Source organism: Streptomyces atratus, from assembly GCF_014648655.1.
Lineage (GTDB): Bacteria > Actinomycetota > Actinomycetes > Streptomycetales > Streptomycetaceae > Streptomyces > Streptomyces atratus.
On the sequence record NZ_BMRN01000053.1, the window covers coordinates 1 to 16,661 of the forward strand.

Consider the following 16,661-nt stretch of genomic DNA (forward strand, 5'->3'; position numbering starts at 1 on the left):
CCCACATACAACTCACCCACCACACCGAACGGCACCACACCCAAACCACCATCCAGCACATACACCCGCGTATTCCACAAAGGACCACCCACCACCACAGAACCGTCAGCGAGAGGTGTCCCCGCCGGGATGTGGTGGTCCAGGCAGCCCACGGTGGTCTCGGTCGGGCCGTAGTGGTTGACGACGTCCGCCTCGGGGTGCGCGACGCGCCACGCGGTCAGCTGGTCGGCGCGCAACGCCTCGCCGCCGACGACGAGTTGGGCGGTGGGCACGAAAACCTCCGGCAGCGTCTCCAGGATGGGCAGGTGCGACGGGGTGACCTTGGCGAAGGTGAGGCCGCCCGGCACGTCCAGCCGCTCGTCGAGGTCGGCGACGTACAGGCAGCCGCCGGCGAGCAGCGTGCCGTACAGAGCAGTGAGTCCGAGGTCGAAGGAGAGCGGCGAGTGCAGCAGGGTCCGCCCGGCGAGGCCCGGGTACCGGGCCACGCAGTGCAGCGCGTAGTTGACCAGGGAGCGCTGTTCGACCACGACGCCCTTGGGGCGGCCGGTGGAGCCCGAGGTGTAGATGACGTACGCGGCGTCATCCGCCCGGCCGTTCACCCGCGGCGGGTCGGCGGGCCGCCCGGACAGCGCGGCGACCGTGTCGTCCGTGTCCAGGAGCAGCAGCGGGAGGTCCGCCTCGGCCAGCGCGGGGGTGCCGGCCAGTGTCCCGGTCGAGGTCACCAGGAGGGCGGGCCGGGCGTCCGCGAGCACCGCGGCCAGCCGGGTACCCGGCTGGTCCGCGTCGAGCGGCAGATACGCGGCGCCGGCCTTGCCCACGGCCAGCATCGCGGCCACCGCGTCGGCCGACCGCGGCAGCGCGAGGGCGATCAGCGTCTCGGTTCCCGCGCCCCGCTCGGCCAGCAGCCGGGCGAGCCGGTTGGCGCGCGCGTCGAGCTGGGCGTACGTCAGGCGGAGCGTGCCGTCGACGACGGCGGGGGCGTCCGGGGCGAGCGCCGCACGCTCCTGGAACAGCTGCGCCAGCGTGGTGTCCGGCACCTGATGGGCGGTGTCGTTGCGGGTCACCAGGAGTTCGTGCCGCTCGGCCGGGTCAAGGACGTCGAGGGCGCCGAGCCGGCTGCCGGGGTCGGCAAGGGCGGCCTCCAGGAGGCGGACCAGGCGGGACGCGAACGACTCCACCGTGGACCGGTCGAACAGGTCGGCCGAGTAGCCCACCGACCCTTCGACACCGGCGGGTTCGCCGTGCCCGTCGAAGGTCTCGGAGAGGCTGAACTGGAGGTCGGTCTTGGCCATGTCGGGGTCGTGGTCCAGCGCCTCGGCGGCCAGTTCGGGCAGCGTGAAGTCGGCGCGGGTCAGGTTCTGCAGCAGCAGCTTCACCTGGAAGAGCGGGTGCCGGTTGAGCACGCGCCGCGGGTTGAGGGCCGCGACCAGCCGCTCGAAGGGCAGGTCCTGGTGGGCGAAGGCGGCGACGTCGGCCTGCCGGACCCGCTCCAGGAGCTCCTCGAAGGTGGGGTCGCCCGCGCTGTCCACGCGCAGCACCAGGGAGTTGATGAAGTAGCCGACGAGAGGGTCGAGGGCTTCCTCGCCGCGGCCGTGCACGGAGGTGCCCACCGGGATGTCGGTACCGGCGCCGAGCCGGGACAGCAGCGCCGTGAGCGCGGTGTGCAGGACCATGAACGGGGTGGCGCCGCGCTCCCGGGCCAGCCGGAGCAGCGCGCGGTGCGTTCCGGCGGTCAGCCGGAAGGGGACGCGGCCGCCCGGCAGTCCGGTCCCGACCGGCCGCGACCGGTCGAAGGGCAGCGGCAGTTCCTCCGGCAGGTTTGCCAACTTTGCGGTCCAATAGGCGAGTTGACGACTGATGAGACTGTCCGGATCTGAATCGTCACCGAGCAGCTCGTTCTGCCACAGGACGTAGTCGGCGTACTGCACCGGGAGGGGCTCCCAAGCGGGCGTCTCGCCGTCGAGGGCGGCTGCGTACGCCTCGGACAGGTCGCGGGCCAGCGGCGCCGACGACCAGCCGTCGCCGGCGATGTGGTGCACGACGACGACCAGCACGTGCTCGCGCTCGCCGGTCCTCAACAGGGTGGTGCGCAGCGGTGGTTGCGTGACGAGGTCGAAGCCCTCCCCTGCGGCCCGGGCGATCGGCGCGGCCGGGTCCTGCCCCACGGCGTCGACCACGGTCAGGGCCGGGGCGGCCGCGGCGAGGTCGAGGACGACCTGGCGGGGTTCGCCGTCGACCTCCGGGAAGACGGTCCGCAGACTCTCGTGCCGGGCCACCACCGCGGCGAACGCCGCTTCGAGCGCCCGCGTGTCCAGTTCACCGGTCAGGCGCACCACGAACGGGATGTTGTAGGTGCCCTGCGTGGTCTCCAGCCGGTTGATGAACCACAGCCCACGCTGGACGTGCGACAGCGGCAGCGCCTCGGGCCGGTCGCGGCGCACCAGGCCCGGGCGGGGCCGGCCGGTGGCCATGAGGCGCGCCGCCAGGGCGGCCGGGGTCGGCGCCTCGAAGACCGCGGCGACCCGTGCCTCCAGGCCGAGCACCGAGCGGATCCGGGACATCAGGCGAGTGGCGAGCAGCGAATGTCCGCCCAGCTCGAAGAAGTTGTCGTCCACCCCGACCCGGCCGACGCCGAGGACGTCGGCGAACAGCATGCACAGCAGCTCTTCCTGCGCGGTCCGCGGGGCCCGGCCCGCCGTGGCCGGCCCGCCGGGCTCCTCGGGTGTCGCCAGCGCCTTGCGGTCGGTCTTCCCGTTGGGGGTGAGCGGTATGGCCTCCAGGGCGTGCACCGCCGAGGGCACCAGGTGGTCGGGCAGCGCGCGGGCCAGCGCCTCGCGAACCGCCCGGGGGTCCGCGTCCCCCACCACGTGGGCGACGAGCCGCGGGAGGCCGCCGGGGCCCGTCGTCACAGTGGCGACGGCGTCCTTCACCCCGGGCTGTTCGCGCAGCCGCGCCTCGACCTCGCCGAGCTCGATGCGCCGGCCCCGGATCTTTACCTGGTTGTCCCGGCGGCCGAGGAACTCCAGCTGTCCGTCCGGCAGATACCGCACCCGGTCTCCGGTGCGGTACAGCCTGCCGCCCCCGGTCCCGTACGGGTCGGCCACGAAGGTGTGCGCGGTCCTGGCCGGGTCACCGAGATAGCCGCGCCCCACGCCGACGCCCGCGACGTACAGGTCGCCCACCACGCCGACCGGTACGGGCTGGAGCTCGTCGCTGAGCACGTACAGGCGGGTGTTGCGGATCGCCCGGCCGATCGGCGCGGTCGTGCGCCCGGCTCCCTGGTCGCGGGTGATGACAGCGTGGGTGACGTCGTCCGAACACTCGGTGGGGCCATAGGCGTTGACGACCGGGATCGCCGGGAAGCGGGCGCACCAGCGGCGGCACAGCTCGCCGGGCAGCTCCTCGCCGGTGACGACCAGCCACCGCAGATCCGGCAGAGCGGGTACGGGGGTGTCCTCGTCCCAGGCCTCCAGCGCGGCGCGCAGCAGCGAGGGCACCACTTCCAGGACGGTCGCCCGCTCGCGGACCACCCACCGGAAGAGCTCGTCCGGGTCCGCCGCGACCGCCCTGCCCACGGCGAACGTCCGACCGCCGACGAGCAGCGGGGAGATCATCTGCCAGATGGAGATGTCGAAGGTCAGCGGGGCGTTCTGCACGACGGTGTCCGTCGCGGTGAGGCCGAGGTCCCCGACCTTGGCCAGCAGGTGGTTGTTCATGCCGCGGTGGTGCACCATCGCGCCCTTGGGGCGGCCCGTGGAACCCGAGGTGAAGATGGTGTACGCCAGCTGGTCGGCGACCGGGGCCGCCGGTCGTGCCGGGCGCGCGATGCCGGGCTCCCCGATCCGCAGGACCGTCACCGGGCGTCCGGCGGCCGCCGCGATGGCGTCGGCGAGGTCGCCGTGCTCCGGGCCGGCCAGCAGCAGGGGCGCGTCCGCGTCGGTCAGCAGTTCGGCCGAGCGTTCGGCCGGCGCGTCGGTGTCCAGCGGGAGGTACGCGGCCGAGGCCGCGAGGGCGGCCAGGAACCCGACGACGGGCAGACGGCCGCGGTCGGCGAGGACCGCGACGAGCGTCTCGGGAGCGGCGCCCGACTCCTGGATGCGGGCGGCCAGGTTGTCGGTGTGGTCGACGAGTTCTCGGTAGGTGAGGTCGCCGTCCTCGTCGGTGACCGCGACGGCGGACGGCTGTTGGGCGGCCAGCGACCGGACGCGGGCGACCACGTCGTGGAGGGACTCGGCCGCGGCGGTCTCGTTCCACTCCCGCAGCAGACGCCGGTGCTCCTGTGCGTCAAGGAGGGGGACACGGCCGATCCGGGTGTCCGGGTCGGCGGCGAAGGCCCTCAGCAGCCGGCCGTACCTGGCCAACAGGGCTTCGGCGGTGGCCTGTTCGAAGACGTCGGCCCGGTACTCCAGGGCGATCAGCAGGCCGTCCGCGGCGCCGTCGGCGGTGAGAGCCTCGCGGACGTTGAGCGACAGATCGAACTTCGCGTTGCCCGCGGGCAGGTCGAGCAGCCCCAGCTCCAGTCCGGCGACGGACGGCAGCGCGCGCCGGGAGCTGTCCATCGACAGCATCACCTGGAAGAGCGGGTGCCGGGACATCGAGCGCGCCGGGTTGAGGGTCTCGACGAGCCGCTCGAACGGCAGGTCCTGGTGGTCGTAGGCGGCGAGCGAGAACTCCCGTGTCCGCGCGAGCAGTTCACGGAAGGTGGGGTCGCCGGAGGTGTCGGTGCGCAGCACCACCGTGTTGGCGAAGAAGCCGACCAGGTCGGCCAGGGCCTCGTCGGGACGGCTGGCCACCGGGGCGCCGACTGCGATGTCGTCACCCGCGCCGTGCCTGCTCAGCGTGACCGCAAGCGCGGTCTGGAGCACCATGAACGTGCTGGCGCCGGTGGCCCGGGCGAGCTTGGCGATACGGCGGTGCGGCTCCGCGTCCAGGCGGAGCACCAGGTGTCCCGAGGGCACGGCGCCCGCGCCGGCCGAGTGCGGCCGGTCGAAGGGCAGGTCGATGTGGTCCGGCAGCCCGGCCAGTGCCCGCTTCCAGAAGTCGGCCTGCCTGGCGACGACGCTGTCGGGGTCCGTCTCGTCGCCGAGGGCGCGGCGCTGCCAGACGGCGTAGTCGGCGTACTGCACGGGCAGCGGGGCGAGGTCCGGCGCGTGTCCGTCCCGGCGCGCCGTGTATGCGGCGGTCAGGTCGCGCAGCAGCGGACCGAACGACTCGGCGTCGGCCGCGATGTGGTGCAGCAACAGGAGCAGCACGTGCCGGTCGGGGGCGAGGGAGAACAGCGTGGCGCGCAGTGGGGGTTCGGAGGCGAGGTCGAAGGGCCGGGCCACGGCCGCGGTGAGCTCGTCGTACAGCCGGTCGTCGTCGGAGTCTGCGAGCGACAGCCGCGGCCGGGACGCGGGGCCCGCGTCGACAATGTGCTGGACCGGCACGCCGGCCCGCTCCCGGTAGAGGGTGCGCAGGCTCTCGTGGCGGTCGGTGAGGTCGCCGAGCGCGGCTTCCAGCGCGCCGCCGTCCAGGGCGCCGTCCAGGGTGAGGACGAGGGGGATGTGGTAGGCGGCGCTCGGCCCGTCGAGGCGGCCGATGAACCACAACCGCCGCTGGGCGAAAGAGAGTTCCAGGTCGCCGTCGCGCGGTACGGGCACCGGCCCGGTGGACGCGTCCGCCGTGCCCGCCTCGCCCGTGAGGCGTGCGGTCAGCTCGCGTACGGTCGGCGCGTCGAAAACCGTCTCGACGCCGCACTCGACGCCGAGCCCGGAACGGATCAGCAGCACCAGGCGGGCCACTTGGAGAGAGTGTCCGCCCAGGTCGAAGAAGTTGTCGTCGATGTTGACGCGTTCGGTCTTGAGCACCTGGGCGAAGAGCGCGCACAGGGCGCTCTCGCGCGCGTTGCGCGGTGCGGTGCCGGAGCTTTCCTCCGCGGCGACCGGGTCCGGCAGCGCCTTGCGGTCGGTCTTTCCGTTGGGGGTGACCGGTATCGCGTCGAGGACCGTGAAGGTCGCGGGGACCAGATAGGCCGGGAGCAGCTCGGCGAGTTCGTCCCGTACCGCGGCAGGATCGACGGCGGCGCCGTCGATCGGCACGAGGTACGCGGCGAGCGCGGGGGCGCCGTTCGCGTCCGGACGTACGACGACGGCGGCCTGGGCGACGGCGGGCAGCCTCAGCAGGGCGTTTTCGGCCTCGCCGGGCTCGATCCGGTAGCCGCGGATCTTGACCTGTTCGTCCGCGCGGCCGACGAACTCCAGTGTCCCGTCGCGGCGTTGGCGCACCAGGTCCCCGGTGCGGTACATGCGCTCGCCGGGGGCCCCGAAGGGGTTGGCGACGAAGCGCTCGCCGCTGAGCGCCGGACGGCCGAGGTAACCGCGGGCGACTCCGGTGCCCGCGACATACAGCTCTCCCGGCACGCCGGGCGGCACCGGGGCGAGCCCGGAGTCGAGCACGTGAACGCACGTCCCGTCGAGGGCGCCGCCGATGGGCGGCTCCCCGTCACCGGTGAGCGGCCCGCTCATGGTGGCGGCCACGGTGATCTCCGTGGGTCCGTAGGCGTTGACCACGAGGTGCTTGGCCGACCAGCGGGCGGCCACCTCGGCGGGGCACGCCTCGCCGCCCACGAAGAAGGCCATGTCCGGCGGCAGGTCGCCCTCCGGGTCCAGTACGGCCAGCGAGGACGGCGGCAGCAGGGCGTGGGTGATGCCGGCCTGCCGGGTGAACTCGGCCAGCGGGTGGCCGGGCAGCAGCCTCTCTCCCGGGGCGAACACCAGGGTCGCCCCGGTCAGCAGGCTCATGCACAGTTCGAGGACCACGGCGTCGAAGCCCATGGACGCGAACTGCAGCACCCGGCTGCCCGGCCGCACCCCGAGGTGCGCGACGACGGCCCGCGTCAGGTTCGGGATGCCGGCGTGGGTGACGACGACGCCCTTGGGCTGCCCGGTGGAGCCCGAGGTGTAGATCACGTACGCGGGGCAGTCCGCGGTCAGCGGGGCCGTGCGCTCCGCGTCGGTGAGGTCGTCGGCCGCGTACCCCCCGAGCGAGGCCGTGGTGTCGGGCGCGTCGAGCACGAGGGTGGGGGCGTCCGTACCGGCCACCAGGGAGGCGGTGCCGGCCGCCACCACGACGCAGGTGGGCGCGGCGTCGTCGAGGATGTGGCCGATGCGCCGCGCGGGGTAGCCGGGGTCGACGGGCACGTACGCGGCGCCCGCCTTCAGCACGCCGAGCGCGGCGACGGCGAACAGCTCCGAACGGGGCAGGAGCAGCGCTACCCGGTCCTCGTGCCCGACGCCCCGGGCCGCCAGCAGCCGGGCGAGGCGGTTGGCCCTGCTGTTGAGTTCCGCGTAGTCGAGCGTGGTGCCCTCGCACTCGACGGCGGTGACCGCGGGCGTCCGGCGCACCTGCTGCTCGAAGAGGGCGGGCAGCGTGGGGCCCGGCTCGTGGGGGGCGGTGGGCGGCGGCACCGCGGCCGCGTACTCCTCGTCGCCGAGCAGGCCGACGCGCCCCACGAAGGTGCTGGGCTCGGCCGACGCGCGTGCCATGCGTCCGAGGAAGTCGATGTAGCGGTCCTGGTGGGCGGCGAGTTCACCGGCGTCGTACAGCCCGGGGTGGGCGTCGAAGTCCACCCGGATCCCGCGGTCGCCGACCCGGTCGTATACCGATATCGCCAGGTCCTCGATGAGGCGCTGCGACATGTTGTGGGCGTCCGCCCGGCTGCCGGCGAAGCGCACGTCGTAGTCGAACGGCACGATGTTGAGCTGCGGTCCGAAGTACCTGCGGTGGTCCCTGGGCAGCCCCAGGTCGCCGCGGAGTTCCTCGCCCCGGTAGCGCTGGTGGCTCATCACCCCCCGCACGGCGGACCGCGCGCCGTCCAGGAGTGCCCGGACCGTCATGGCGGGGTCGACCGGGACGCGCAGCGGCAGGACGTTCGCCGCCATGCCGGGCGCCTTGAAGGACCGTTCGCTGGTCCGGCCGGTCACCGAGAGACCGAGGATCACCTCCGGGTTCCCGGTCATCCGGTGCAGGAACGCGGCGGTGGCGGCGACGATGATCCGGGACCGGGAGACACCGGCCCGCTCGGCCGCCTCCGTCAAGGCGCGGTGGACCTCGGCGGGCAGGTGGGCGCTGCGCCGGATGAAGTCCGCGGTGGGCCGTAGCGGGCGGGGCGACAGGGCCACCGGATCGGGCCGGTCGGCGTACTGCCCGAGCCAGAACTCCCGGTCTGCGGCGAACTCGGGCGACCGGCGGTAGGCGAGGTCCTCGGTGAGCAGGGTGCGCACGGACTCGAAGGGCGCGGGGCCCGGGTCCCGGCCCTCCACCAGTGCCGTATAGACCTGTGCGACCCTGCGGACGAGCAGTCCGGCGCCCACCCCGTCGAGGAGGATGTGGTGGTACGCGTGGTACCAGTACCAGCGGTCCGCGGCGATCCGGAAGAGCGCGTAGGTGAACAGCGGTGCCTCGGTGAGCTCCATCGGCCGGCCGAGGTCCCGCTCCATCCACTCCACGGCGGCGCGCCGCGGATCGGCCTCGGCGGAGACGTCGACGACGTTCAGCCGCCAGTCGGGCCTCACGCCGATCCGCTGCCGCGGTCCGTCGTCGGTGTCCAGGAACGCGATGTGCAGGGTGTCGGTCTCGTCGGTCACCTGGCGCAGGGCCCGCTCGAAGAGCTCGGGGTCCACCGACCCGTGGATCTCCAGGTATTCGGAGGCCCGGAAGATCGCCAGGTCCGGATCGACCCGCTGCGCGAACCAGACTCCTGCCTGCGCACCGGTCAGCGGGAATTCCCGCGCATCGGCCGGCGTGAGTTCCTGCTCGGCATCGGCGAAAGACCGCGATCGATCCATAGCTCCTCGACATTCACCTGATGGGGGGCAACTCAAGGAGGACGGGGCTCTCCGCCGTGGACACGCGCACGATGTGGAGAGGGAATTGACCGTGCTGAATCATGTGCCCTGATCATTCGGACTGAACTCGCTCCGACCGGCGCCCGTCTACCCATTACTCACTTCCGTGACACTATCCAGGGGGTGTCCTGTACACCTGGACGGCCGCTATACGGATATCTGCCGCGCGAGGAATTCGGCAGGGTATTTCATCGGCCCCGCCTGCCGGTGGCCGGGCGTGCGGCTAGTCCGACATGGCCACCAGCACCCGGCGTTCGCCGGTGTAGGACCGGCGGCCGTGGGCCGCGGCCACGTTGTCGACCAGGAGCAGGTCTCCCCGCCGCCAGTCCACGTCGACCGCCAGGCGCAGCCCGGTCTCCTGGACGTGGGTGATGTACTCGGCGGGGATGGGGCTGCCGTCGGCAAAGCAGACGCTCTGCGGCAGTTCGTCCTCGGGCAGCATCTCCGCCAGCAGCGCCGCTTCCTCGCCGACCCCGGCGGGGTGCCACTGGTCGGCCTGGTTGAACCACACCTCGGTTCCCGTGACGGGGTGTTCGACCGTCGCGGGCGCGGTCCGTCCGATCCGCAGCGAACCGTCGGCGAGCCACCGCCACTGGGCGCCCGTACCGTCGAGGAACGCCTCGGCCTCGTCCCGCTCCTCGGTCTCGAAGGTCGCCTGCCAGCTCTTGCCGAACCCCATCCCGTCGTGCAGGTTCTGCGTGTAGCGCACGCCGGACGCGAAGGCCGCGCGTACCTCCGGGTCCAGGGACGCGAGCCAGAGCGCCCCGTCGACGACGGGCGTGGCCCCGCCCGTCGCAGCCGCACAGGCGCAGCAGAACAGGATGCGCCGGGGCCAGGTGTGGCTGTACGACATCTCGTTGTGCATGGAGATCTCGAACTCGGCCGGGTACTCGGTCGAGGTGTAGACGTTCCTGCCGACCTTGGTCCGGGGCGAGTTGCCGTGCACGTACGCCAGCCGGTTCGGCAGCAGCAGATCGGCCGCCATGTCGTACGACGCCGACTCCGCGCTGGTCCCGAACCCCCGGAAGACCACGGCCTTCTCCCGGGTCAGCAGCTCCGTCACGTCCTGCCCCCGCAGGAACTCCGCCAGCCCCTCGGGGCTCGCCGGTACGCCGAAGCTGCCCGGCTCCACCTCCAGGGGCCGCCAGGTCCGGGCGGTGTCGACCATCAGTTCTCCGTAGGTGTCGTAGGTGTCAGGGGGACGGCGTCCGGCGCGTTCTCGGTGTTCCCGGCGGCCCTCGACGAGCGGAAGTCCGCGACGGCCTGCCGGATCCGGGGCGACCGGGCGGCCACGGTCTGGAGCGGCGCCTCCCGTTCGAGGGCGACGGCCAGTGAGGGAGCGTCGGCGTTGGCCTGGAGGACGCGCTTGGTCAGGGCCACCGCGACCGGGCTGTGCGCGGCGATCCGCCGGGCCAGGTCGAGGACGGTGCTGTGCAGGTCGTCCGGGTCGGTCACCGTGTTCGCCAGGCCTTGGTCCAGGGCCTCGTCCGCGGCGACGAACCTGCCGGTGAGCATCATCTCCGAGGCGAAGCCGAGCCCGGTGAGCCTGGGCAGCAGCCACGAGGCACCCATGTCCCCGCCGGACAGGCCCATGTTCACGAAGGAGGCCCGCAGCCGGGCGCGGGCGGTCACGACCCGCAGGTCGGCGGCGAGCGCGAGGGAGAGCCCGGCGCCGACCGCGACGCCGTCCACTGCTGCGAGCACCGGCTGCGGGATGTCGCGCAGCCCGGTCACCGCGGCCGACTGCCGTTCGAGCAGGCCGAGCAGCTCCGCCGGGGGCAGGGCGGCGATCCGTCCTGCCTCGTCGAGGTCGTACCCGGAGCAGAAGTCCGTCCCCGTCCCGGTCAGGACGAGCACGCACGCGCTGGTGTCCACGCGCAGCTCGGCGCAGAGGTCCGCGAGCGCCCGGAACATCCCCTCGGTCAGGGCGTTCTTCCGGTGCGGCCGGTGCAGGGCGGCAACGACGATCTCCGGAGAGGGGCGGGTCACCAGGAGCGGGCCGTGTTCCTCGGTCATGCCGCTCACACCTGGGGGCTGAAGAAGTAGGTGTCACGCCGGCGGAAGAGACCGTCCTGGGCGACCTGGAAGAAATCCGCGAACCGTACGCACACGTCTTTCCCGTTCTTGAGCCGGCCCTCGAAATCGCCGTGCACGGCGATCAGTTCCTTGTTCGTCACGACTCCGCGCAGTGAATGTGTTCCTGATTCGATGACACGGTCCTGCCGGTAGAACCGCTCCAGTTCACCGATTCCGCGCAGGGGCGGATATCCCGGCCGCTCGTACACCACATCCGTCGTGAACAGCGACACAAGACCAGGAATGTCATTCTGGTCGACCAGGTCGTAGTACCGCTCGACCAGACGTATGGCTTCCTCGACGAAGATCACGCAGCAGACACCCCGTTCACAGTCGTTCCTCAGCAGTCGCTCCGGAAAGGTGATGCATCACGAATTTCAGCGATTCGGGCAGGGCGCGGTTCACGAAGTCCCAGTCGTGACCGCCCTGCCGCTCGTGGTACTCCGGCCGCCAGCCCTGCTCCCGCAGCGTGTCCCGTGTACGGCGATTCATCCCGATCACGCGGTTGTGGTCGCCGGTGCCCACGTCGAGGTAAAAAGCCGGACGGGGGCCGTCGTTCGGCCCGCCGGCCAGCCGGCGCGGATCGTAGAGCCGACGGGTGGCGCTGCCCGGCGGGCCCCAGACCCGCTCGTGGACCTCTTCCGTGGGCATGGCGAAGCCGGGGTCCCCGCGGAACGCGGCGTACGGGTCGCCGATGCGCGTACCCGCCTCGAAGGCACCGGCGTGCGCGGCGGCCGCGCCGAACAGCCCACGGTGCCGCAGCGCCAGGAACAGCGCGGCGGCGCCCCCCATGGAGAACCCGCCGACCGCCTGGCCCTCGCGGCGGGCCACCGTGTTGAACTCGTTGTTCACGCTCGCCACGAGGTCCTCGACGAGATAGTCCTCGTACCGCTGCCCGGCGTGGTCGTTGATGAACCAGCGGCGGCCGCTCTCCGGCAGGACGACGATCAGCCGGCTGCCCGCCAGGGCCTGGCACAGCACGGAACGGCGCAGCCAGGTGTCCCGCCCGCCGCCGTAGCCGTGCAGGAGGTACAACACCGGGTGGGCGGGGCCGTGGTTCGTGTACGTGTCGGGCAGCACGACGTTGACCCGCTTGTCACGGCCCAGCGCCCGGCTGGGCCAGCACGGCGTCATGACTCGGGTGTGCATGGCCCCTCCTCGCTCCGGGCCGCCGCGGCGGCGAGCGCCCGCCGGTCGGCCTTGCCCGTCGACGTACGGGGAAGACCGTCCACGACGGCGAAGCGGGCCGGGACCATGTAACGCGGCAGGGTCCGGGCACAGTGGTGGTGCAGCCGTGCCTCGTCGATCGACGCCCCGGACTCCGGCACCACGAACGCCTCCAGGCGTACGTCGTCCTCCCCGGCCCCGACGGCCATGCAGACCGTCTCGTGGACCTCGGGCAGCGCCAGCAGCGTCGCCTCGATCTCCTCCGGCTCGATCCGGTAGCCGCGGACCTTGACCATGTGGTCGCGCCGCCCGGCGAACGTGTAGGTCCGCGCGCCGTCGGACCTGACGATGTCCCCGGTCCGGTGGACCGGCGCGGGCTCGGCGGGCGGGCCCGCGGACGTCCAGTAGCCGAGCATCACCGAGTCGCCGCGGACCGCGAGTTCGCCCTCGGCGCCCGGTGCGTCCGGTATGGCGCGGCCGTCCGCGTCGAGCAGGGTGGTGGTGGCGTACGGGCAGGGGGTGCCGATGGGCGGCGGCGCGACGCGGTCCGGTGCCAGGTCCTCGTCGGTGACCCGGTGGAAGGTGCAGACGTTGGTCTCGGTCGGCCCGTAGAGGTTGTAGAGCTCCGCCCCGCCGAGCACGCCGCGCAGCCTTCTGAGGTGCTTGAGCGGGAACGCCTCGCCCGCGAACAGCACCGTCCGCAGCCCGCAGGAGGCGAGTTCGCCGCTGTTCCTCGCGTCGAGCATCCGCACCAGCGCGCCCGGGACCGAGTACCAGACGCTGATCTTCTCGGCCACTACGAGCCGGTTCAGCGCCATGCCGAGGGCCTTGTGGTTCTCCGGGACGAGGACGAGACAGGCTCCGGTGCCCGCCGCCGCGAAGATGTCGAAGACCGACAGATCGAAGTGGACGGGTGCGTGGGAGGCGAGCCGGTCATCGGACGTGATGCGGAACTCCGCGACGGCCCACTCGACGAAGGCGCGGGCGTTGCGGTGGGAGAGCATGACGCCCTTGGGGACGCCGGTCGAACCGGAGGTGTAGAGGACGTAGGCCAGGTCGCCGGGGGCCACGGAGGCGGGCCGGAACCCTTTGGGGACGGGCCGCCGCGCCGCCCGGCCCCAGCCGAGGCGAGGGGGGACGGCGACGGCTGGTGCGGCGTCCGTCGCCTGCCCGTCCTCGGCCTCCTCCTCGTCGACGACCACGACGAGCCGGACCGCAGCCGACCAGCCGTCCGTCCCCGGCCCGTCCGTGCCGTGGCCGTCCCTGCCGCCCTGCCCGTCCGTGCTCTGCCCCTGCGTATCCGGTGCGAGCAGGTCGAGCCGTACGCGGTCCGTGACCAGGCAGGCCACCGCGCAGTCCTTGAGGATGTACGCGGCGCGGGCGGGCGGCGCCGCCGGGTCCACGGGCACATACGCGGCACCGCACTTGAGCACGGCGTGCACGGCCACGACGGTCTCCACCGACTTGCCCAGCCACAGCCCGACCCGGTCGCCCGGGACCACGCCCGCCTCACGCATCGTGGCGGCGAGGGCGCTGCTGGCCCGGTCGAGACCGGCGTAGTCGAGGGAGCGGCCGCGCAGTCTGACCGCCTCACCTGTGGGGTGCTCGGCCACCGACCGCGCCAGGGCGTCAACGAGCGTCGGCATGCCGCTCACCCCCGCGCTGGGCAACGGCCGCCGGCCGCGGCGGGGGCGTGCGGCGCGCCCTGGCAGTGATCCCCATCTTCTCGGCCATCAGCACCCGTTGGAGGTCCGAGGTGCCCGACGAGATGCGGGTGCCCAGGGCGTCACGGAGGTTCCGCTCGATGTCTGTGTCGGTGGTGTAGCCGAGCCCGCCGTACACCTGCATGGCGTCGAGGAAGGTCGCCACGGCTGCTTCGCTGGTGGTCAGTTTCGCCGCCTCGGGGGCGTACGAGGCATCCTGGAGGCCCAGCTTCCAGGCCGCCTGGTGGGTCAGCAGCCGCGCCGCCTCCAGCCGGAGCTGCATGTCGACGATCCGGTGCGCGACCGACTCGAACCGGCCGATGTTCTTGCCGAACTGGCTGCGGCTCCTGGCGTACTGCACGCACTGCTCGATCTGGCGCCGCATCGTACCGAGCAGCGGGGCCAGAATCAGCGAGCGCTCCCAGGCCATCGCCCGGGCGAGGATGCGCGACCCCTGCTTCTCGGCGCCGAGCCGGGCGCCGGCCGGGACACGGCAGTCCCTGAGGGTGATCTCCCCCCAAGGCGCGGTGCGCATCCCCGTCTTCTCGAACCGGCTCTCCACGGTCAGCCCCTCGGTGTCCCGGTCGACGAGGAACGCGGTCACCCCGGTGAACCCGAGGGCCGGGTTGACGGTGGCGTAGACGAGGGTGACGTCGGCGATCGGCGCGTTGGTGACGAACCGTTTGGTGCCGTTGAGCACATAGCCGTCCCCGCAGCGGCGGGCCTGTGCCGTCAACGCCATGGCATCGGAGCCGGCCTCCTGCTCGGTGAGCGCGTGGGCGCCGACCATCCGGCCGTCGCACAGCGCGGGCAGGTAGCGCTCCTTCTGCTCTTCGGTGCCGAACTCCAGGATCGGGATCTCGACCGCCCAGATGTGGGCGCCGAGGGAGAGCAGCAGGCCGTTGTCCCGGCAGCCGTGGCCGAGGCCCTCCATGCCGACGGCGCAGCTCAGCGGGTCGAGTCCGAGCCCGCCGTACGTCGTCGGCACGGGCAGCGCGAGGATCCCGGCCCGCGCGCACCGCTCCCAGTCTCCTGGCTGGAGGCTGTGAGTCCGCTCCCTCGCCTCGACGTCCGCGCCCAGCTGTGCGGCGCCCACGTCGCGGAGCCGCTCGCCGAGAGCGACCTGCTCCTCGGTCGGGCTGAGGTTCATGACGCCGCGCCGGCGGGCTCGACGTCCGGGAGGGCCGCCAGCGAGGCCGCGATCTGCTCGTCGGTGGCCGTGTGGTCCTTGAGCGTGCCCGCGAGGTACTGGTCGTAGGCGGACAGGTCGAGCATGCCGTGGCCGCTGATGTTGCACAGGATGACCGTGGCGCGGCGCTCCTCGCGGGCCCGTAGGGCCTCGTCGATCACACCGCGGACGGCGTGCGCGGACTCGGGGGCAGGCACGAGGTTCTCTGTGCGGGCGAAGAGGGCGCCCGCCTCGAACGCGGCGTTCTGCCCGACGGCCACGGCCTCCATGCGTCCGTGCCGGTGCAACAAACTGACCAGGGGCGCGGCCCCGTGGTAGCGCAGACCGCCGGCGTGCACCCCGGGCGCGACATAGGTGTGCCCCAGGGTGTACATCTTCGTCATCGGCGTGGTGCCGGAGTAGTCGTTGTAGTCCCAGGCGTAGCGCCCCCTGGTCATCTTGGGGCATGCCTCCGGCTCCACGGCGACCAGCCGGGTGTCCGTCCCGGTGCGCAGCTTCTCCCGGTAGAAGGGGAAGGCCAGTCCGGCGAAGTTGCTGCCCGCCCCCATCGACGCGATGACCACGTCGGGGAACTCGCCCGCCCTTTCCATCTGGCGCAGCGCCTCCTCGCCGATGACGGTCTGGTGCAGCAGTACGTGGTTCTCGCCGCTGCCGACGGCGAAGCGTCCGCCCGTCACCGACCGGGCGTGCTCGATCGCCTCGGCGTTGGCGATGGACAGGCTTCCCTCGCTGTCCGGGGACGCGGCGAGCAGTGCACGGCCGACCTCGGTGGTGCCGCTCGGGCTGGGGATCACCCGGGCTCCGTTGAGCTCCATGAGCACACGGCGGTACGGCTTCTGCTCGAAGCTGCACCGGACCATGAAGACCGTGCAACCGAGGCCGATCGCCTGGCAGGCCATCGACAGCGCGGTACCCCACTGACCGGCTCCGGTGCCCGTGGTCAGTTCCTGGACGCCGGCCTTCTTGTAGTAGTACGCCTGCGCCAGCGCGGAGTTGAGCTTGTGACTGCCCGCCGCGTTGGCACCCTCGTACTTGTAGTAGATGTGCGCGGGGGTGTCCAAGGCCCGCTCCAGTGCGTGGGCGCGCACCAGGGGGGTGGGCCGCCAGCGCTGGTACTGCCGGCGCACCTCGTCGGGGATCTCCACGTGGCGCCTGCCGCCGACGCTGTCCCGGTACATGGACAGGGGGATGTTCGGTGCCTGCCGTTCCACCGCGGCCGTGGGGGTGCTCGGGGCGGGTCGGGCCCTGCGCACGCCCTCCGTCGGCACGTCGAGGTCGGCCAGGATGTTGTACCAGTGGGTGGGAACGTCGCTCTCGTCCAACAGGTACTGGTTGCGGTTCGCCTTCACGCGCCGGCCTCCGAACGGTTCTCCCGCACATGCCGGGACACCAGCCCGATGAGATCGCCGACGGTCTCCAGATCGGCTTCCATGACATCCTCGTCGTCGATGTGGCCGCCGAACTCGTCCTCGACCGCCAGCAGCAGTTGCAGCAGATTCAGGGAATCGAGCTGAATCGTCGGCGAGTAGAGCGACATCCCGTCCTTGATCTCCTCCGGGCTCAGCCGAAGGTCGAGGACGTCTACCATGAGCTTCCGTACGACGCCCGCCAACTCGTAGTCATTGCTGTTCATCGTGG

9 protein-coding genes are annotated in these 16,661 nt (G+C 72.4%); all 9 read right to left on the bottom strand.

From position 1 onward, the window contains the following. Positions 1-8,828, bottom strand: an 8,828-nt coding sequence (locus IEZ15_RS37975; RefSeq protein WP_189281574.1) for a non-ribosomal peptide synthetase, incomplete at its 3' end; no start/stop codon positions are given. 283 nt (positions 8,829-9,111) lie between these two features. Further along, complete coding sequence (locus IEZ15_RS37980; RefSeq protein ID WP_114248252.1) at positions 9,112-10,056, bottom strand: TauD/TfdA family dioxygenase; 945 nt, start codon at positions 10,054-10,056, stop codon at positions 9,112-9,114. Further along, the gene (locus IEZ15_RS37985; RefSeq protein WP_189281576.1) at positions 10,056-10,904 is read right to left on the bottom strand and encodes an enoyl-CoA hydratase/isomerase family protein; all 849 of its coding nucleotides are present in this window, start codon (positions 10,902-10,904) and stop codon (positions 10,056-10,058) included. The genes IEZ15_RS37980 and IEZ15_RS37985 overlap by 1 nt, the downstream gene beginning before the upstream one ends. Positions 10,905-10,909: 5 nt before the next feature. Further along, on the bottom strand, positions 10,910-11,275 hold the full coding sequence (locus IEZ15_RS37990) for a nuclear transport factor 2 family protein (protein WP_189281578.1): 366 nt from the start codon (positions 11,273-11,275) through the stop codon (positions 10,910-10,912). A gap of 16 nt (positions 11,276-11,291) precedes the next feature. Continuing rightward, positions 11,292-12,113: an alpha/beta hydrolase gene (locus IEZ15_RS37995; RefSeq protein ID WP_189281580.1), complete on the bottom strand. Its 822-nt coding sequence runs from the start codon at positions 12,111-12,113 to the stop codon at positions 11,292-11,294. Further along, positions 12,095-13,777, bottom strand: a complete 1,683-nt coding sequence (locus IEZ15_RS38000; RefSeq protein WP_189281582.1) for an amino acid adenylation domain-containing protein — start codon at positions 13,775-13,777, stop codon at positions 12,095-12,097. Before IEZ15_RS38000 ends, IEZ15_RS37995 begins: the two co-directional genes overlap by 19 nt. Beyond that, positions 13,761-14,984, bottom strand: coding sequence for an acyl-CoA dehydrogenase family protein (locus IEZ15_RS38005; RefSeq protein WP_189281584.1), 1,224 nt, complete (start codon positions 14,982-14,984; stop codon positions 13,761-13,763). Before IEZ15_RS38005 ends, IEZ15_RS38000 begins: the two co-directional genes overlap by 17 nt. Next, a complete protein-coding gene (locus IEZ15_RS38010; RefSeq protein ID WP_189281586.1) occupies positions 14,981-16,372 on the bottom strand; it encodes a TrpB-like pyridoxal phosphate-dependent enzyme in 1,392 nt (463 codons plus the stop codon). The genes IEZ15_RS38005 and IEZ15_RS38010 overlap by 4 nt, the downstream gene beginning before the upstream one ends. Then, positions 16,369-16,656 (bottom strand): phosphopantetheine-binding protein, encoded by a 288-nt coding sequence (locus IEZ15_RS38015; RefSeq protein WP_189281588.1) that lies wholly within the window; start codon positions 16,654-16,656, stop codon positions 16,369-16,371. Before IEZ15_RS38015 ends, IEZ15_RS38010 begins: the two co-directional genes overlap by 4 nt. Positions 16,657-16,661 lie beyond the last annotated feature (5 nt).

What these genes read in the sequence shown, in the direction of transcription:
- IEZ15_RS37980 (WP_114248252.1), bottom strand. Translation starts at nt 10,056, where the DNA reads ATGGTCGACACCGCCCGGACCTGGCGGCCCCTGGAGGTGGAGCCGGGC.
- IEZ15_RS37985 (WP_189281576.1), bottom strand. Translation starts at nt 10,904, where the DNA reads ATGACCGAGGAACACGGCCCGCTCCTGGTGACCCGCCCCTCTCCGGAG.
- IEZ15_RS37995 (WP_189281580.1), bottom strand. Translation starts at nt 12,113, where the DNA reads ATGCACACCCGAGTCATGACGCCGTGCTGGCCCAGCCGGGCGCTGGGC.
- IEZ15_RS38000 (WP_189281582.1), bottom strand. Translation starts at nt 13,777, where the DNA reads ATGCCGACGCTCGTTGACGCCCTGGCGCGGTCGGTGGCCGAGCACCCC.
- IEZ15_RS38005 (WP_189281584.1), bottom strand. Translation starts at nt 14,984, where the DNA reads ATGAACCTCAGCCCGACCGAGGAGCAGGTCGCTCTCGGCGAGCGGCTC.
- IEZ15_RS38015 (WP_189281588.1), bottom strand. Translation starts at nt 16,656, where the DNA reads ATGAACAGCAATGACTACGAGTTGGCGGGCGTCGTACGGAAGCTCATG.